This is a genomic window from Pseudomonas putida (assembly GCF_001941965.1).
Lineage (GTDB): Bacteria > Pseudomonadota > Gammaproteobacteria > Pseudomonadales > Pseudomonadaceae > Aquipseudomonas > Aquipseudomonas putida_L.
Map to the genome: position 1 here is coordinate 17,524 of NZ_MKZO01000004.1, position 16,912 is coordinate 34,435.

Consider the following 16,912-nt stretch of genomic DNA (forward strand, 5'->3'; position numbering starts at 1 on the left):
GTGGGTGCAGGTGCAACTCGACTGAGCGCAGATTGCATTCGCCATCCAGATAGGTAACGAGCGGTGAGCTGACAAAGCGTCATGCCGGCGGTGACCGGATCATGGCGCAAGTCCTGGCTGCCGTACCGGTCGCCGGACTCGATGCCGTGCTGGTAGCCGTTGAGCTGGTACTGGAGAGCGGCAGCCTGAGCGCCGAACACATCCTCAATGTCGTGGCACGGCTGACAGCATCCGAACCACCACCCAGCGTCGAAACCCACTTGTCGCTCGAGGAAGCCCCCGTCGCTAACACGGCGCGCTACGACCGCCTGCGTGGCCAGGCCGAGGGGGTCGGTCATGCGTGATTTGATGGCGGAACTCAAGGAGCTGCGCCTGCACGGCATGGCCACGGCCTGGGCGGAGTTAACTGCACAGGGTGAGTCGAACACAGCCTCGTCCAAGTGGCTGCTCGAACACCTGCTGAAACAAGAGCACACAGATCGCGCCATGCGCTCGGTGAGCCACCAGATGAACATGGCCAAGCTGCCGATGCACCGCGATCTGGCCGGCTTCGACTTCAGCGCCTCCAGCGCCGACGCTCGCTTGATCAGCGAGCTGGCCAATCTGAGCTTTACCGACACCGCGCAGAACGTGGTGCTGATCGGCGGCCCAGGCACCGGTAAAACCCACCTGGCCACCGCACTGGCCGTGTCCGGCATCACCCGGCATGGCAAGCGCGTGCGCTTCTACTCCACGGTCGATCTGGTCAATCTGCTGGAGCGCGAAAAACACGACGGCAAAGCCGGGCGGATCGCCCAGGCACTGCTGCGCATGGATCTGGTCATCCTCGACGAACTGGGTTATCTGCCGTTCAGCCAGGCTGGCGGTGCGTTGCTGTTTCACCTGCTGTCCAAGCTGTACGAACACACCAGCGTGGTGATCACCACCAACCTGAGCTTCGCCGAATGGTCGAGCGTGTTCGGCGACGCCAAGATGACCACCGCCCTGCTGGATCGGCTGACCCACCACTGCCACATCGTCGAAACCGGTAACGAGTCCTATCGCCTGCAACACAGTAGCTTGGCGGCCCAGGCCAAGATCAAATCACGGGAGCGAAAGCGTAAGGGCGGCCAGGAACCGGAGGACGATGAGCCGTTCTGATTTCATGGTGACGACGGCCTGCTGCATGGCTGCATGTGGCAGGTCTTCAACAGCTGAACTGGGACAGCGAGGGAGTGGGGGCAACAGCAGCTGCGCTGGTAGACTTATCCACAGTTGCTGGTAACAAAATCAGCAATCCGCCCTGGGTCAAATTTCAATCGGCAGGGTGGGTCAATTTTCCATCAGCGCCAACAGTCAGGAAACTGCGGGTAGTCGCAGGCGACCGTCTCGCCGCTTTCCAGCTCCTCAGCTTCCAGCGTCTCGCCATCGGTAGCGAGCACATATTTAGCCTTGGCACGGGCCGTCGCGGGGCTGGCCTTCAGTGCCGCCAGGGTTTCGGTGACCTTGCCTGGCTCACACACAGCCAAATGGATATTGCTGGTCTGCAGTATGCCGCCCAGATCGGACTTATTGGTTGCACCCGAACGCAGGCGCTTGAGGGTGGTTTCCTTGTTACCGAAAGCCTGCAGGAAGGCATAAGGGAACTCGACCCGGTCAAACGGCTGGCTGGCCAGGTCGGTGATGGCTTGTTCGATTTCTACGGCGTTCATATAGGGCTGTTCCGATCACTGCTGCCAAGGCGGCACAGGGGGCCTTTAGGCCCACCATCCATGCAAAGTGCATGGATGATAAAGGAACGAGCATTGGCATGTGAAAATGATCCTGTGCCCCATGGAAGCTATCAAAAACTGCTGAGGACGTGGAACGCTGCAGCCAGGACGCATCGCCAAGCCAGTCGAGTGGGCTATGCGAAGAAAACTGCTATCCCCCGCCTACACCACTCGCTGGTCTGAGTTAATGGTCGCAAAGGCGAACTAGCCACTACCCTCGGCTAGTGCCGAATCCTCGCTGACGATCCCCGTAGGACTTGGTCGCTTTCTTACACAGGTAGCTGGCCCGGTGGAACAGATCCGGTAGCTCATCAACAAGAACCTTGTGTTCTGACCATGCAACCTTCCGCATACGGGGATGCCGATCTATCCGATACGTTGGATTGTCGGGGATATGTACCAGCCCGTCGACCTCATGCTTCGACAACCGCAGTGCACTGGCCCATGACTCTTCTATCCGGCTGATCATGTTGACCCTCTCTGAGCGCAGCAGCCCCAGGGTGTAATAGGCATCGCGGTTCAACAGGATCAGCAGGTGATAATGCTGCCGGCCTGCCTGACCTATTTCTCTCGACCAGACGTACCGTACTTTGCAGCCACGCGAATAGCCACGATCAGCCACTCGTTCCTGGTGGTACTGGATCTTCTTCGTAAACGATTCGAAGAATCGGCTGATGACCTGGTTCGTATAGGCGTAGTCAGGTAGCAGGACGCCTTGAGGCAAGTGGAGGTCAACTCTGAAGGCTAAGACCCTCGGATACTCAGCTAATGCCAGGTCTATGGTGCGCTTGAGATCGGACAGGTGCTCACGAATGAAAGGCCCCTTGTCACGCATCAAGCGGAAGCCCTCAAAGGTGTCGTCGTAGTGCAGATGCAGATTGGTATTGGCTGGATGACGGAGTGGGTAGCGTTGGGCGGTGTCGGTATCGTTGAGCATGGTTATGACCTCTCATGGTTGAGTTTCATAAGCCATGCCTGCGGAGTTTTAATTTACTGGATACATTTCCCTGCCTGATCACCCTCGACTGGATGCTCGGTGACGAAGCTCATCCGCGATGAATGGGTAGCTGGTCTCCCGTGGTGAACTGATCGTGTTGCTTGGTGGTTGGTAGATCCCCCGGATAATTGCCCCTTCAGATAGTGCTTCAGTGCCAGATGATTAAGCCCCTCCAGGTACATGGGATCTGGTCGGTGAAGCTTGCTACTGCACGGTTAATGAGGCAAGAACCCTTCGGGTAGGAATAGCTAGTAAAAGCATACTACCCACACCGCAACTGACAGCTCCGGCTGGCTCGGAAAAATCCACACTGCGCACCAAGCCGCAACGGCATTTTTTGCTGAAGACGTATTCCGGACATAAACCAGACCAAAAGCCCATGGAGACCGATGCCTAGCCAGAGTCTGCCGGATCGATGGGGAGCAACATTGCTCCGGCTTTCTGAAGATCGCCGAGCAGCCAGAATCAGGCAGCCGGCATAAGCGCCATGACCAGCTCCGACTGGTCATGGCACAGGTGGTCAGTTCTAGCTAGCCATGCTCAGGTGGCCGGTGGGACGTACTGCAGTACCCTCGGCTTGGTCACGCTCCTCGATCCGAGCCAGGATCCAATCGTGCACCTCGCTATCGACCCAGCCGACGCAGCGGTCGCCCAGCGATACCGGTTTCGGGAAGGTGCCTTCCGAGATGTACTTGTACAGGGTCGACCGAGACAGGCCGGTCGAGTCGATGACTTCTTTCAGACGGATGATTCGCATGAGCAGGCTCCTCTGTGGCTCAGAGGATTTGCGAGGGCCGTATAAAAAAACTGCCTGTTACCCAGCAGCTCGTGCCGGCGTGAGCAACCCTGACTTTTCGCGCAGCTCCAGCGGAATATCCACCTCCCTCAACACGCTTTTCACCACAGGATCATCGCACCCCTTGGTGACCATCCAATGCTTGGCCAGACCTTCGTCCGAGGCTCTTTCAGTCAACAGAGCGATGCAACGGTGGCCAGTCGACACATGCGCCGGGACCAAGATGTAGCTAACCCTGGCCAGATCAATGCTGGATACCTGCGAAAAACGTTGGACCACCTCTCTGGCCAGCTCAAGGACTTGGTGGTGGAGGAAGTCGAAAATCTCCTCGTGGTCCAGAATCGCTTTGTCCTTGGGATCAAGCATCGGCAGGCGAAAGAATGCTGCCACTTGCTCCTTCACCGTCGAGTCCACACCGCGCACCTTTCCCCATCCGGCGGAATCAGCCTGAACCCAGTGGCGCGACAGAAAGCCCAATACGCAGTCACAAATAAAAAGCTCAAGCTGATCAAACGCATGATCTGGCGCTCGCCTGAAGAGACGAACCACGCTGCGAGGTGCCAAATATTCCCCTCGCCTTAGGAAGGAGTTGCGATCAAGTCTGACGCCAGCCAAAAACTTGTAGTCGATGTCTTGATCGGCGGCCTTCTTATGCACCACGACGGAAACAACGTCGTCAGCAGGTGAAAGCTGAAGGTGGTTCAGATTAAGCCAATAAACGCTCCTGAGCTTCTCAGCGAAAATCGGACTCGCCAACCCAGGTATGTGTCTACGAATGAATCCCAGCTCCGTAAGCCTGCGCAAGCGCTGCTTGAGAGAGGCCGCATCCATTCCCGTCAGCAAGCAGAGCTCCTTGCTACTCAGCCCCCTGGCAACCCCAAACGGATCTGCATGGCTTAGCAATATCATGAGCAGCAAACGATTCGCCAAGCTGAGCTTCCCCTGCCGCACTGGAGCAACTCGCTTCTCGTCTCGCGAGCGTGTGTTGAGCTCCTTCGCAGTCGGCGCATCGTCCTTCCAGCCAGACCAGATGGCCCTGATGCGCTCGCCACCCAAGACATGCTTGACCAAACCGGGGTGGTTCAGCGTCCTTTCCTCGACATCCCGCAGAGCCGACTGGATAGCTTTGCTCATCTCGTAGGTACACCTTGGCCGCCCCTTCCCTTCGGGCTGAGTAACGACTCGCAGTACCCCCACATCAACCAGTTGGGCAACCGCTTTTGAAACGGCTTGCACCGGAAGCCGCAGGTCTTCAGCCAATTGCTTCTGCGAACGAGGCTTAGGCGTCACGGAGCCATAGTGCTTCCAGAATGCAATGAGCAGAAATTTAGCATCTGGATCACCCGGCCTTAGCTTCGCATCAAGAAGCCTGGTAAGCATAGAACCTCCAATTTTTAACTCGTAAATATACCCTATATACACGATATCTTAGTTACAGTAACGGCTCATATAACAACACGTAACGTTTTACTCACATATCAGTATCAAAGCTGATAACGGTTGCGTAACGAAACAGTAACGGTATAAATCTTTCCCGAAGGATTGGCTTTGACTCATAGCCCAAATGGCCCGCCTGGAGGATGAGATGTCAGAAAATGAGAAACCACTGAAGTGGCTGCGCAAGCAGGATGGTGAGTGGGAATGGGCAGCCGATTACCTCAGGCACCGGCTCGATGCCGAGTACATGAGGAGGCTCAAGGGCGATGCGTTTACCCGGTTTGCGACCTACGAGAACGTCGTTGCTGCTATCAGGCAGATCCAAGAGGACAGGCTGGACCTGATCATAAGACTACAGGGAGCTATACGGCAGCGTCGCTACCGCTCTGACAGCAATGGTCGAAAACCTCGGACATTCAGCCTCAGCAAACAAACCCTTACCAAGCTGAGCTCAATCGCAAAGCGACATGACACTGACGAGACCGCAGTAATCACTGCGCTTATAGAAAGAGAAGGACTGGCCGCCGAGGCCGAGAGGGATTACAAAAAGCTGCTCAAGGAATCAGTCGCGCGCGAGCAAAAGAACGCAGCCCAGACAGTTGCGACCATGACCGCTCAACGGGACGAGGCGTTGAAATACGCCGAGCGGTATCTGAGGCTTTTAGTTCAATGGGAGCTAATGTGGCCTGACGAAACGCCACCCACCGCAAGCGATGAGGATGTGTCGAAGCTTGTGGAGTCCAAAATGAAAGACCTAAAGGACAAGCTAGCCTACATTGCCTTCAGAGACGCAGTGACAACTGACCGAGGGCATGACGAGCGCTAATCATCTCACCTCGCACTGAAGCAGGCACGAAGCACAAAACCGGGTACAAAACCGGGTACATAATTTTCAGAAATTGAAACTCCCTCAGGACTGGTGGCCGCCTCAGGCCTGACTTAGTGGATAACGTCTGATTCCGCGCTGAAACAAAAAGCCCCCTGTGAGCCTTGGCTCCAGGGGGCTTTTCGTTTTCAGGCCTGCAGTTCCCGGCCTGGCATCAGCGCGTAGGGTGATTTCCAGCCCGGCAGGTCGCGGATCCGGTCTTTCCACGCCTCGATATGACGGTACGCGGCGAGGTCCATGCCGGTGTCTTCCGGCATGAAGACGTAGCCAGCCAGGGAGAAGTCGGCGATGGTCAGGCGTTCACCGAGCATGAACGGGCGTGTGGCCAGGTGCCCATCGACGATCTCGTAGGCCGCTTTCGCGCGCTCGCGCAGGAAGGTGGTAACCGGCGTCTCGCCGCTGTGCTTCAGCCCGTACATGAAACGCAGGGTGGCGTAGTAGGAGGTGAACTTGTGGTTGTCGAAGAGCATCCAGCGCCAGATCTCGCGGCGCTCCTCTTCGTTGCGCGGTCCGAACTGACCGCTGTGCCCGGCCAGGTACTCGAGGATCAGGGCTGATTGGGTCAGCGTCTGCCCGGCATGTTCCAGCACTGGCACCTCGCCCTGCTCGTTGACCTCGCCGCGCCAATCGGCCTGGCGCGTCTGCCCATGAAAGAAATCGACGAACACCGGCTCCCAGTCCAGACCACTCAGCTCGAGCATCAGCGCAGCCTTGTAGGCGTTCCCGGACTCGGCAAAACAATGCAACTTGAACTCTGACATGACGCTCCTTCCTTGCCCTGTAAGACCGAGGCGGTCAGTTCCTGCACTGACCGCGTACGGAGCAAAGCATTTCTGCACGGGAAGGGTCAATTGCCAGTGCCAGCACTTACTCGGTTCGCAGGTCCACCGCCAGATCCCGCGCCGCCTTGGTCGCCAGCACGCTCATCAGCTTGCCCATCTCGTCCTGGCGTCCGGCACCGCCCTCCGTGGCCCCCATCATGACCGAAGGTACCGGTGCCTGGGCGGCGGCGGCTGCCCAGGCCCGATTGATCTGCACCAGCGCATCGAGCTTCGCCTGCAACGCACCGTCCGCCTTGATCGCCGCCTCCCGCGCATAGGCTTCGGCGTCGGCAGTGATCTTGGTCGCCTCACCGGTGACCCGGGCCTTGTCCCGCAGCAGTTCGGCGGTCTTCTTCTCGATCTCGGCGCGGCGCTGCTCACGTTCGGCATTGATCAGGGTGAGCTGTTTCTCGGTCTCGGCCTGGGTGGTGCGCTCGATCTGCTGGCGCAGGCTTTCCTGGCGCTTGGCTTCGACATCCTTGGCACCACGGGCGGAGACCAGTTGCTTCTCCTCCTCTTCCTTCAGGCGGTTCTGCCGGGCCACGGCCAGTTCGGCCAGGGCCTGCTGCACGCGAACCATGCGCTCCTGGTACTGCGGGTTGGGGTCGATATGGGTGACCCGGGCATCGACCACGTCCACGCCAAACAGGCGGAACTGCTGTTGCTTGCGGATTTCCACGCCGTGCTCGTCACGCAGCTTCTCGATGACGAAGCGTGTGGAAATGCTGTCGCCGTATTGCCCCTGCTCGGTGCCGGCCTGGAGGATCGCCGTCTGCGCAGGCTGATGCTCACGCTGGACGCGTACCTCCTTGCGCTTGGTCAGGTACAGCCCGTCACGGAGCTGGTTCTCGAACTCGGCGCCGAACTGGTTGCGGTCGCCGGCGTAGTAGTCATCGGCGCTCATCAGCGAGGCGGTGGCCTGCAGGGTTTCCTTGACCGCCGGGAGCAAGGCGCGCTGAAGGAAGTTTTCCGGGGTGCGGTACTCATGGGCGATGGTCAGGAAGGCTTCGCCGGTCGGCATGCGGAACTGGGTGCTGAACTCGGCCTTGGCGTCGACGTTACCGAGGAACACGATCGGCAGGGTGCCGACCGTCACGGTCGGGTTGCCGCTGGCATGGGTATCGCCCTGCAACGCCGATTGAACGCCGATGGTGCGTTTCCATACGGTGGTGCGCCCGAACCACTGGGTGGCGTAGCCGACGTCCTCGACCACTTTCTCCTCGCCGAAGATCGTGCGCACATGAGCCATCTGGCCGGCTTCGTTGTAGAAGAACACCTGGTTGAACAGCGCGGCGCAGGCACCGATGGCGATCAGGGGAATGGCGACCAGGGCGACGGTCTTGCGGCTGACGCGGGGTAGATCGACGTTTGGCAGTGAGAGATTGGACATGGACGTCTCCTTGAATGAGGGACGTGCATGCTCTGTGGGGGGCATTTCCCCGGCAATGAGGGGATTCCTTTTTGGCTGTGGGAAGTGTCTGACTTGCCTCGTTTTATTTCTCTGACGCCTGCAGCTCAGTTTCGCGACGCAGTGCGTCGCGAATTCAAGTCACCGCGAGGACATAAGCATCTAAACATCTCTCATTCTGCCTCAGATGCTGGGCTTGCGCTGGATTTGTAGGAGCGTGGCTTGCCCGCGAAGGGTCGCAAAGCGGCCCCAAAACCTGCCACGCCGAATATCTGGGCACTGAGGCCAAGCAGGCGCTGAATCCAGAAGGGCTTTCCCCACCTAGCTCGTGCGGGATGGTTTTGGGGCCGCTCTGCGACCCTTCGCGGGCGAGCCACGCTCCTACCTGAACCGCGTCGCCCGAAGATCTGCGCGTCGACGCGAGATGTGTAGACACCCATGCCGCGAGGGACTGCTAAATGGTCCCAACACCATCCCGCACGAGCAGGACCCACACGAAAATTTGGGATTTGGTACGCAGTGCGTTCCACATTCAAGACTCGAATCACTGACAATCAAAATGCCGAACTCAGACCCTGTGGGAGCTGGCTTGCCAGCGATTGCAATAGTGAATTCACTACAGCTATCGCTGGCAAGCCAGCTCCCACAGGGTCCGCATTCAGCCGTAGGCTTTCTTCTCAGATCGACGGCGCACCAGTTGCCAGGACTTCTTCCAGAAACCCCACAAACGCCCGAATCCGGCTCGAATCCCGATGACTCGGCAGATACAGCGCATTGATCGCACAACTGGCACTCCCCGGACTCGCCTCGAACCCTTCCAGCACCCGCAGCAACCTGCCCTGCCGCACATCCTCGGCCACCAGCCAGTCCGCCAGCAGCGCCAACCCGCCATCGGCAATCGCCGCCTCGCGCAGCACATCGGCGTTATTGCTGCGCAAGCGCCCCTGCACATTGATCGGAATACTGTCGCCTCCTTCGCGGAACACCCAGTTATGCACCGCCGGCCCGTAGTCGAACACCAGGCACTGGTGCTCCAGCAGGTCCAGCGGATGCCGCGGGATACTGGCCCGCTGCAGATACCCGGGGCTCGCCAGCAGCCAGCGCTCGAAGCGACCGATGGGCTTGCTGATCACGTCCTCGCTGTTCAGCGTCGAACCCAGGCGCACGCAGAGATCGACCCGCTCGGTCAGCAGGTCGGTCATCTGGTCGCTGAGGGTCAGGCTGATATCCAGTTCCGGATGCCGCGCCAGCAGGCGCCCGAGATGCGGTGCGATCACCCGCCGGCCAAACTCCACCGGCACATTCACCCGCAACCGCCCGCGTGCTTCGCTGCCACGGTCGAACACCGCACCATCGGCCTCGGCCAACGCTTCGAGAATGGCCACGGCCTTGTCGTAGTAGTCCTGGCCGACCACCGTCGGGCTGCTGTGGCGAGTGGTGCGGTTGAGCAGCGTGGTGCCCAGTTCGGCTTCGAGGGCGGCGACCTGGCGGGTTACCGAAGAGGTCGCCACGCCGAGCTTGCGTGCGGCGGCCGAGTAGCCACCGCAGCGCACGGTTTCGACGAACATGCCCAACGCCTGCAATTTGTCCACGGCCCGGCTCCTGGCTTCGGCTGAGGTCTCTGGCCGGGCAGTGTGCAGCAAAGCGTCGCGCTGCGCTTGCATAAGCGCGCTCAGCCGCGCGGACGGAGGATGAACAGGATCAGCGCAGCCAGTGGGGGCAGCGCCGCCATGCAGGCGAACATTGGCCAGCCAACATGCTCGTAGAGCGGACTGGCGATCAGCGAACCGAGGGCGCCGCCGACGAAGATGCTGGTCATGTACACCGCATTGAGCCGCGCCCGACTGTGCGGATCGAGGGCGTACACCTCGCGCTGGCCAAGGACCATGTTCAGTTGCACGGCAAAGTCCAGGGCCACGGCCGTGACCACCATCCACAACCACCCTGCCCCCGAGAGCGCACCGGCGACCAGCGACAACGGCGCCAGCAGCAAGGCCGCCAGGGTGCCGCGCACACCGTGTCCGGCATCGGCGAGGCGCCCGGCGATCGGCGCGGCAACCGCGCCCACCGCACCGACCAGGGCGAAGATCGCCACCTCGGTCTGGCTGAAACCGTAGTGCCGCACCAGTTCGATCGGGGCGATGGTCCAGAAACTGCTGAACGCGGCGAACAGCAAACCCTGGTACAGCGAACGCTCGCGCAGCACCGCATAGCGCCGGGCCAGGGTGAACACCGAGCCGATCAGTTGTGCATAACTGGCCTTGTGCGCCGGCACCCGGCGCGGCAGCAGCAGGCCCATGACCACGGCCATGAACGCCATCAGCCCGGCCGCGCCGAAGAACACCCCGCGCCAGCCGAAGGCTTCGGCCAGGGTGCTGGAGATCGGCCGCGACAGCAGGATGCCCAGCAACAGGCCACTCATGATGTTGCCCACCACCCGTCCGCGAGAGGCTTCCGGCGCCATATGCGCGGCCAGCGGCACAAGGATCTGCACCGCCACCGAGGTCAGGCCGATCAACAGCGAACTGACCAGGAACAGCGACGGCGTGCTGCTCAGCGCTGCGGCCGCCAGGCACACCGCCGCCGCCAGGGTGAAGCCCACCAGCAGGCGGCGGTTTTCCAGAAGGTCGGCCAGGGGCACGAGGAACAGCAGGCCAATCGCATAGCCGAACTGGGTCAGCGACACGATCAGGCTGGCATTGGCGCTGGACAGGCCGATGGACGGCGCGATCAGCTCGACGATGGGTTGCGCGTAATAAAGGTTGGCAACCACTGCACCGCAGCAGATCGCCAGGAAAATCACCAGCGAACTGGAGAGTACGGGAGTGGCATGGGCCGCCGCAGGCTGCGCGGTCGCGGAATTGCCAAGGGACATGATGAAACCTCATGGGCTGGGTAAATCGGATGACGCCAGACTAGAGAAGCCAGCGCCGTCACGGAATCCATCCGCAAGGCAATACAGCGATGCGTATTGCGCAAAAGCGAAACGGGCCGCGCAAGGCGGCCCGTTTCCGGTTGCAGTCGAACTCAGCGATAGCGTTCCAGCCAGTGCGCATACGGCGCAGGCAAGGTCCACGACGCTTTGTCCACACCCAGTTCCTTGGCCGCGAAATACGCCCAGTGCGGATCCGCCAGATGCGCACGCCCCACCGAAACGATATCCAGCTGCCGCGAGCTGACCGCTTCTTCCGCCAGTTGCGGCGTGCCGAAGCCCCAGGCCGAGGTCACCGGGATACCGGCTTCGTCACGCACGCGGCGCGAGACTTCACCGAGGAAGGCCGGGCCCCACGGGATATTGGTTTCGGCAATGGTGAAGCCGACGCTGACGCTCAGCAGGTCCAGGCCCCCGGCCTTGAAGCGGCGGGCCAGCTCGATGGATTCGGCGAGGGTCTGCTCGTCGCGGCCGTCGTATTCGATCACGCCGAAACGGGCGGTCAGCGGCAGGTGCTCAGGCCAGACTTCACGCACGGCGGCCAGGGTTTCCAGGAGGAAACGGCTGCGGTTGTCGAAGCTGCCACCGTAGGCGTCGGTACGCTGGTTGGAGTGCTCGGAGAAGAAGCTCTGGGCCAGGTAGCCATGGGCGAAGTGCAGCTCGATCCACTCGAAGCCGGCGTCGCGGGCACGGCGGGCGGCATCGACGAAGTCCTGGCGGACCCGGGCGATGTCGTCGAGGGTCATTTCACGCGGGGTTTTCGGCAGGTGGTGGCCGAAGGGAATGGCGGACGGGGCGATGGTCTGCCAGCCACGGGCGTCGGACTCGGCAATATGGTCATCGCCTTCCCACGGACGGTTGGCGCTGGCCTTGCGCCCGGCGTGGGCGATCTGGATGCCCGGTACCGAACCTGCGGCCTTGATCGCCTTGACCACCGGCACGAAGGCCTGGGCGTGGGCATCGCTCCAGATCCCGGCGCAGGCCGGGGTGATACGACCTTCAGGGGCAACCGCGGTGGCTTCCACCACCACCAGGCCAGCGCCGCCACGGGCCATGCTGGCGTAATGCACCTGGTGCCAATCGTTGATGACACCGTCCTCGGCCATGTACTGGCACATCGGCGGAATGGCGATGCGGTTGCGCAGGGTGACGTCCTTGAGGGTGAACGGCTGGAACAGTGCGGTCATGGAAAACTCCAGGGAGGGCTAGATACGATTGTTCGATAGTATTCGAACTTTGGCATTTAGTGAAGCCTCCGGTATGATTCGGCCCATGCGTGCCTACAAACACCCCGAACCTCAAGACTTCGTCCTCGAACGCGTGCTTTATGCGCTGAGCGACCCTGTGCGCATGGAAATCGTCCGCACCCTGGCCAACTGCCCCGAAGCCAGTTGCGGCGACCTGGACGGCGGGCGGCCGAAGTCGAGCATGTCCCATCACTTCCGCGTGCTGCGCGATGCGGGGCTGGTACAGACGCGGGCGATGGGCACGACCCATATGAACTCGCTGCGCATCGAGGCGCTGGACGGGCGTTTCCCGGGGTTGATCGGGGCGATTCTGCAGCACGTCTGAGCGTCGGGATTTGTGTTGGCTGAACGGACCTCATCGCTGGCAAGCCAGCTCCCACAGTGTCTGCGGCGCTGCAAAACCCTGTGGGAGCTGGCTTGCCAGCGATGAGGCCCTCAAGATCAACCACCCAACCGCCTGAATCCCCACCCGCCCACCAGCACCAGAACACTCCAGGTCATGCCCTTGCTCAAGCGCTGCTCCGCTACCCGACGCTCGACCTGATATTTCTGCTAGTAGACATTCCTCACCATGAGCTCACCATGGAGACCTGACCGCACCACCAACTTCACCCGGTCAGCCGGTGTTCCAGAGCAAGGAGAACGAGATGACAACGTTCAAGTTCGCGGTTGAACCACTACTACTGAAAGACCGCAAACCTTTCGCTCCTCCTAACATAGTGGAGGTGGAAGCGGACAGCTTCGAAGAGGCTGCTGCGAAGGTCGTGGCCATGTATGACGACCAGGAAGTGTCGATCAGCCCAATCTTCTCATCCAGCTTAAAGCTGGATTGAGCTGCGCGTCTTCCGCCGCCTCGTAGGCGTTATCGATGGTTCTGTAAAGATGCTGGCGAGCGAGGTACAACGCCTCGTCGAGGGACAGTCCTTCGCGGATGCAGAGGACAGGGTGGCAACTGTGCGCGGGTTGACAGACCAGGGACTAAGAACCCGGCGCACCAATAAGGTGCCCGCACGCACAGCCGCCATAAGGACAACCAGCGTCTTAGATCCGCAGGGCCTGTCAAAGCCCATCGTCACGTTCGCAACGACCGCCGAAGACTAGGCAGTGATTTCCAAGAGCGCAACGGCCAATCAGGCGCGGAAGTATGCTTGGGAAATTGCCTACAAGAAAGACGGAAATATCCAGCTTTTCGTAGCTGGATACGACAGTTTGAGCTCCATCAAGGTGGTGCTCCCTGAACATTCCCGTGCCCCCTCCGAGCAGGCAGACCTGACATTTCTGCCAGTAGACAAATTCCTTCCCATGCACAATATGAACATCAGTCTCTGTGAATTGAGACGACCACGAGATTCAAATATTCGAATAAAGGAGATTGATATGAAATTATATAATTACACTGTAAAATTTAAACCCAATAATTTTCCTGGCAAGAGTTTCATGGAGGGGAATTTAGAAGGAGTTGTGGAGGGATTGGACGAGAATGACGCAAAACGGAAAATTAAAGCTGAAGTCTCCGAAGCGCTGGGTATCACTCTGACAGCAATGGATGTCTCTGATGGTTTTGCCAGCGCCATACTCGGCGCTGCATCGCATTCGGCTTCGGCAACTGTCACCGCCGTCAGCGCAAGTTCTGGCCCCGGCTCCTCGGTCGCCTCGTCATCCAAGCCTTGACTCGTTGTTCGTCAGCAGTTGATCTCCCCCAAACCAACTGCCTCAAACAAAACCGCTCACCAAGCCGCTGATCCCGCCGTCCAGCGGCTCACTCCACCGCCGAAACCCGCCAAACCCTCCGGCTCGCCGACTGCGCAAAACACACGAACAACGCGGCCATCACCGCCAGCGCCATCGGCAACCCTTCCGGCGCCACGTCCATCGCCGCGCCACTGACCAGCGGCCCTACCAGGCTGCCCACGCCCCACAACAGGCCGACACTGGCATTGGCCGTGACCAGGTCCTGCCCCTTGAATTGCTGCCCGATCAGCACCAGCGCCAAGGTATATACCCCGCCGGCCACCGCGCCGAGTAGCACCAGCGCCGGCCAGAGCAGCCATTGCACCTGGATCAGCCACGGCAGGGACAGGCCGATCAGCATTGCCATCACGCCACAGACCAGATGCACCGTGGTCCGCTCGCAGCGGTCGGCGAGCCAGCCGATGGGCAACTGGAAGAGCATGTCGCCGGTAAGGATCACCGTGACCATCAGCGCCGCCACGCCCACCGCGTAGGCGTGGTGGGTGGCGTAGACCGGCAGCAGGGATAGGACCACCGCGTCGAAGAACGAGAAGAACAGCACGCCCATGCACAACGCCGGCGCCACCCGGAAGAAGCCGGCCAGGGAGAAGCTCTTTGCGCCATCCTCGCCGTGCTCGACACGATCGTTCGGCACTGTCCAGAGGATGCAGGCCAGCGCCAGCGCATAGCCCACCGAGACCATCACGATCAACCACGGCCCCTGCGCACCCAGCAGGGACAGCATGGCCGGACCGAGCATCTGGCAGCCGGTGAACGCGGTGGCGTACAGGGCCATGATCTTGCCGCGGTTGTGCTCCTCGCTCAGTTCGTTGACCCAGGATTCGCCAAGGATGATCGCCACGCCCATGCCCAGCCCAAGGGCCAGGCGCAAGCCGGCCAGCAGGTAGATCGAGGAGAACGCCCACTCGATCAGGCCGACGCTGAGGGCACAGAGGCTGAAGCTGAGCAGGTAGATAGTACGGCGGGTCAGGTGCCGGCAGCAGGCGTCGACGAGAAAGGCCGAGAGCATCATCCCGGCCGCAGGCATGGCCGAGAGAATGCCGATCTGCAGACTGCTGGCACCGGCCTGCAGCAGGCGCAGGGAAACCAGGGGCAAGGTCGCGCCCAGGCTGAAACCGACCACGGAAACGACGAACAGCACACCGACGAGAAAACGCTTGTTCACAACTCACTCCACCACCGCCGACGCGCAGGCTCGATGCCTTGCGCGCGGGCGCACAGACGCTGAAATCGAAAGAACACGGACGAGCCCGAAGGCCCGCAGGGGTCAGGCGAACAGGCGGTGTGGCGAGAAGGTGAAGGCGAACAGCACGCTGCGCCGGCGCTTGAGCACGGTGTCCTGCGGCCAGGCACGGCGAAGGGCCCGGAAAAGGGGCAGCCTGGCAGTGAAAGGACGGACAACGGCGTTCATGTTCGGCAATAGCAAGGACGGAAAAGAGGGACGGCACTCTAGGCCATGGCTGACACACCCGTCAATCGCCCTACACCACACGGGCGACTTCCGAGGGACCTGATATTTATGCCAGTAGATGTGGTTGGCTTGCGAGCGTAGAAAATTGATCTCAACCCATCTCTACGAGAACTGCTGATGAACGCTCCCCAAGCCACCAGAAACCCAGGCGATCTCGATGTCGATTTCGGATTTTCGGGCAGGGCCCCCTTTCCCCCGGCCATGCGCAGCGGTAAATCGAAGCTCCTCGGTGACCGCAGGATTCTTAGCGCCTGCTCCGACACCGTGACCCCGATCATCACCATGGCGCGCCATCTGTGGACCGGCGACCTTGATGTTTCATACGGACCATCGGGCCTTGTCCACATCCCGCTACCGGAGGGTCCGGCCCCGAACACGGCCAATCTGGTCGAGCTCCTGGTGCTGCCCGACGATAGCGCCCTGGTGTATGGCGCATTAGGGACCATGGGTGAGCACCTATCGTTCGTGTTCCGGGTATTACCCAACGGAGAACTGGACCGCGCATTTGGCATGGACGGATTCTGCATCCTCGATTTTGGCGGCCAAAGCGACCTCGTCACCGCGCTGGAATTGCTGGACGACGGCAAGATCATGGCGTGCGTGATCTCTCACAGAACCACTGCCCCCGCATTTCACGGCAGCTACCTGGTACGACTGGATAACGGCGTCGTGGACACCACCTTCGGCGAAAACGGCATGGGCTACGTCGAGGCCAGCAACCATCCATTGCGCCACCTGGCAGTGTCCGCGGATGGCGGCTACGTGCTGGCCGGCCACTCCAATGACCTCAGCAAGGCCGAGTTCCGCCAGTATCACGCCGATGGCAGCCCTGATCTCGGCTTTGGTGAAAACGGCCAGGTGCTTTTGCCACTTCCCCCGGGCCAGGCGGAAATCCATCAGGTGAAAGTGCAAGCGGACGGCAAGATCGTCGGGGTCGGCATGGCCAACGTCGGCTTCGGCAATCACACACTGACCGCCCGATTGAATCCCGATGGCAGTATGGACAGCACCTTCAATAGCGGTGAGCCGAAGATCATGGTCTTCCAGGGCCACGAAACCCGGAGTACCGGCGTCGACTTTCTGCCTGACGGCAGGATCGTGACAGCAGGCTATACCACCGACCCGATCGACGTGATCCTGATGCGCATGGAACCCAACGGCATGATGGACATGAGCTTCGGTATCAACGGCCAGGTCATAAGCGATCTGGGTGGGCAGGAAACCTGCGAGGGCATGGAGATCCAGGGCGATGGCAAGATCCTGGCATCCGGTAGACGTATCACCGACTTGCCATTCAACCACTTGTTCCTTGCCCGCTATCTCGGTTGAGTCCTGTAACGCCGGCCCTTGCCCGGTTGCAACAAGGCAAGGGCCGGCAGACCTGATATTTCTGTCAGTAGATGAAAGCGAAGCC

General features: G+C 60.4%; 17 protein-coding genes and 2 pseudogenes. 8 read left to right on the plus strand and 11 right to left on the minus strand.

Annotation, left to right across the window (positions count from 1 at the left end; translation table 11 throughout):
- Window positions 1-77 precede the first annotated feature (77 nt).
- Window positions 78-344, plus strand: a pseudogene (locus tag PSEMO_RS01730) (IS21 family transposase); the annotation flags it as partial.
- On the plus strand, window positions 337-1,140 hold the full coding sequence (gene istB, locus PSEMO_RS01735; protein WP_009686136.1) for an IS21-like element ISPst3 family helper ATPase IstB: 804 nt from the start codon (window positions 337-339) through the stop codon (window positions 1,138-1,140). The pseudogene PSEMO_RS01730 and the gene istB, both read left to right, overlap by 8 nt.
- A 194-nt stretch (window positions 1,141-1,334) precedes the next feature.
- Here istB and PSEMO_RS01740 read toward each other — a convergent pair.
- A pseudogene (locus PSEMO_RS01740) lies at window positions 1,335-1,691 on the minus strand (type IIL restriction-modification enzyme MmeI); the annotation flags it as partial.
- A gap of 157 nt (window positions 1,692-1,848) precedes the next feature.
- Between PSEMO_RS01740 and PSEMO_RS01745 the strand changes: the two are divergent.
- The gene (locus PSEMO_RS01745) at window positions 1,849-1,959 is read left to right on the plus strand and encodes a DUF4113 domain-containing protein (protein WP_225850683.1); all 111 of its coding nucleotides are present in this window, start codon (window positions 1,849-1,851) and stop codon (window positions 1,957-1,959) included.
- Window positions 1,960-1,962: 3 nt separating this feature from the next.
- Here PSEMO_RS01745 and PSEMO_RS01750 read toward each other — a convergent pair whose 3' ends face one another.
- The 3 genes from PSEMO_RS01750 to PSEMO_RS01760 form a co-directional block, all read right to left on the minus strand.
- On the minus strand, window positions 1,963-2,688 hold the full coding sequence (locus PSEMO_RS01750; RefSeq protein WP_009686134.1) for an inovirus Gp2 family protein: 726 nt from the start codon (window positions 2,686-2,688) through the stop codon (window positions 1,963-1,965).
- A gap of 586 nt (window positions 2,689-3,274) precedes the next feature.
- Entirely contained in the window at window positions 3,275-3,505 is a 231-nt protein-coding gene (locus tag PSEMO_RS01755) for a helix-turn-helix transcriptional regulator (protein ID WP_009686133.1), read from the minus strand.
- Between the two features lie 57 nt (window positions 3,506-3,562).
- Window positions 3,563-4,924, minus strand: coding sequence for a hypothetical protein (locus PSEMO_RS01760; protein WP_009686132.1), 1,362 nt, complete (start codon window positions 4,922-4,924; stop codon window positions 3,563-3,565).
- 205 nt (window positions 4,925-5,129) lie between these two features.
- Here PSEMO_RS01760 and PSEMO_RS01765 point away from each other — a divergent pair, with 205 nt between their 5' ends.
- The gene (locus tag PSEMO_RS01765) at window positions 5,130-5,807 is read left to right on the plus strand and encodes a hypothetical protein (protein WP_175442611.1); all 678 of its coding nucleotides are present in this window, start codon (window positions 5,130-5,132) and stop codon (window positions 5,805-5,807) included.
- Between the two features lie 188 nt (window positions 5,808-5,995).
- Here PSEMO_RS01765 and PSEMO_RS01770 read toward each other — a convergent pair whose 3' ends face one another.
- The 5 genes from PSEMO_RS01770 to PSEMO_RS01790 all read right to left on the minus strand — a co-directional run bounded on the left by PSEMO_RS01770 (window position 5,996) and on the right by PSEMO_RS01790 (window position 12,215).
- Window positions 5,996-6,628 carry a glutathione S-transferase family protein gene (locus PSEMO_RS01770; protein ID WP_075801448.1) on the minus strand — a complete coding sequence of 211 codons (633 nt, stop codon included), beginning with the start codon at window positions 6,626-6,628 and terminating at the stop codon, window positions 5,996-5,998.
- Window positions 6,629-6,734: 106 nt separating this feature from the next.
- Window positions 6,735-8,078 carry an SPFH domain-containing protein gene (locus PSEMO_RS01775; protein ID WP_075801449.1) on the minus strand — a complete coding sequence of 448 codons (1,344 nt, stop codon included), beginning with the start codon at window positions 8,076-8,078 and terminating at the stop codon, window positions 6,735-6,737.
- A gap of 695 nt (window positions 8,079-8,773) precedes the next feature.
- Window positions 8,774-9,688 (minus strand): LysR family transcriptional regulator, encoded by a 915-nt coding sequence (locus tag PSEMO_RS01780; protein WP_075801450.1) that lies wholly within the window; start codon window positions 9,686-9,688, stop codon window positions 8,774-8,776.
- Window positions 9,689-9,768: 80 nt separating this feature from the next.
- Window positions 9,769-10,971, minus strand: coding sequence for an MFS transporter (locus PSEMO_RS01785; protein WP_075801451.1), 1,203 nt, complete (start codon window positions 10,969-10,971; stop codon window positions 9,769-9,771).
- Window positions 10,972-11,123: 152 nt separating this feature from the next.
- Window positions 11,124-12,215, minus strand: a complete 1,092-nt coding sequence (locus tag PSEMO_RS01790) for an NADH:flavin oxidoreductase/NADH oxidase (protein ID WP_075801452.1) — start codon at window positions 12,213-12,215, stop codon at window positions 11,124-11,126.
- Between the two features lie 73 nt (window positions 12,216-12,288).
- Between PSEMO_RS01790 and PSEMO_RS01795 the strand changes: the two genes are divergently transcribed.
- The 3 genes from PSEMO_RS01795 to PSEMO_RS32645 all read left to right on the plus strand — a co-directional run bounded on the left by PSEMO_RS01795 (window position 12,289) and on the right by PSEMO_RS32645 (window position 13,946).
- Complete coding sequence (locus PSEMO_RS01795; RefSeq protein WP_372239089.1) at window positions 12,289-12,600, plus strand: ArsR/SmtB family transcription factor; 312 nt, start codon at window positions 12,289-12,291, stop codon at window positions 12,598-12,600.
- A gap of 322 nt (window positions 12,601-12,922) precedes the next feature.
- A complete protein-coding gene (locus PSEMO_RS01800) occupies window positions 12,923-13,108 on the plus strand; it encodes a hypothetical protein (protein WP_075801454.1) in 186 nt (61 codons plus the stop codon).
- Between the two features lie 271 nt (window positions 13,109-13,379).
- Window positions 13,380-13,946 carry a hypothetical protein gene (locus tag PSEMO_RS32645; RefSeq protein ID WP_144443519.1) on the plus strand — a complete coding sequence of 189 codons (567 nt, stop codon included), beginning with the start codon at window positions 13,380-13,382 and terminating at the stop codon, window positions 13,944-13,946.
- 88 nt (window positions 13,947-14,034) lie between these two features.
- Here the strand turns inward: PSEMO_RS32645 and PSEMO_RS01810 are convergent, their stop codons facing one another.
- Both PSEMO_RS01810 and PSEMO_RS33395 read right to left on the minus strand, forming a co-directional pair.
- Window positions 14,035-15,192 carry an MFS transporter gene (locus PSEMO_RS01810; protein WP_075801456.1) on the minus strand — a complete coding sequence of 386 codons (1,158 nt, stop codon included), beginning with the start codon at window positions 15,190-15,192 and terminating at the stop codon, window positions 14,035-14,037.
- Between the two features lie 102 nt (window positions 15,193-15,294).
- Window positions 15,295-15,438 carry a hypothetical protein gene (locus PSEMO_RS33395; protein WP_170394987.1) on the minus strand — a complete coding sequence of 48 codons (144 nt, stop codon included), beginning with the start codon at window positions 15,436-15,438 and terminating at the stop codon, window positions 15,295-15,297.
- A gap of 177 nt (window positions 15,439-15,615) precedes the next feature.
- Here PSEMO_RS33395 and PSEMO_RS01815 point away from each other — a divergent pair, with 177 nt between their 5' ends.
- Window positions 15,616-16,827, plus strand: a complete 1,212-nt coding sequence (locus PSEMO_RS01815) for a delta-60 repeat domain-containing protein (RefSeq protein ID WP_075801457.1) — start codon at window positions 15,616-15,618, stop codon at window positions 16,825-16,827.
- Window positions 16,828-16,912: the final 85 nt, after the last annotated feature.

Coding starts and splice junctions, on each gene's coding strand:
- istB (WP_009686136.1), top strand. CDS start 337: ATGCGTGATTTGATGGCGGAACTCAAGGAGCTGCGCCTGCACGGCATG.
- PSEMO_RS01795 (WP_372239089.1), top strand. CDS start 12,289: ATGATTCGGCCCATGCGTGCCTACAAACACCCCGAACCTCAAGACTTC.
- PSEMO_RS01790 (WP_075801452.1), bottom strand. CDS start 12,215: ATGACCGCACTGTTCCAGCCGTTCACCCTCAAGGACGTCACCCTGCGC.
- PSEMO_RS01770 (WP_075801448.1), bottom strand. CDS start 6,628: ATGTCAGAGTTCAAGTTGCATTGTTTTGCCGAGTCCGGGAACGCCTAC.
- PSEMO_RS01750 (WP_009686134.1), bottom strand. CDS start 2,688: ATGCTCAACGATACCGACACCGCCCAACGCTACCCACTCCGTCATCCA.
- PSEMO_RS33395 (WP_170394987.1), bottom strand. CDS start 15,438: ATGAACGCCGTTGTCCGTCCTTTCACTGCCAGGCTGCCCCTTTTCCGG.
- PSEMO_RS01775 (WP_075801449.1), bottom strand. CDS start 8,078: ATGTCCAATCTCTCACTGCCAAACGTCGATCTACCCCGCGTCAGCCGC.
- PSEMO_RS01760 (WP_009686132.1), bottom strand. CDS start 4,924: ATGCTTACCAGGCTTCTTGATGCGAAGCTAAGGCCGGGTGATCCAGAT.
- PSEMO_RS01755 (WP_009686133.1), bottom strand. CDS start 3,505: ATGCGAATCATCCGTCTGAAAGAAGTCATCGACTCGACCGGCCTGTCT.
- PSEMO_RS01765 (WP_175442611.1), top strand. CDS start 5,130: ATGTCAGAAAATGAGAAACCACTGAAGTGGCTGCGCAAGCAGGATGGT.
- PSEMO_RS01800 (WP_075801454.1), top strand. CDS start 12,923: ATGACAACGTTCAAGTTCGCGGTTGAACCACTACTACTGAAAGACCGC.
- PSEMO_RS01785 (WP_075801451.1), bottom strand. CDS start 10,971: ATGTCCCTTGGCAATTCCGCGACCGCGCAGCCTGCGGCGGCCCATGCC.
- PSEMO_RS01815 (WP_075801457.1), top strand. CDS start 15,616: ATGAACGCTCCCCAAGCCACCAGAAACCCAGGCGATCTCGATGTCGAT.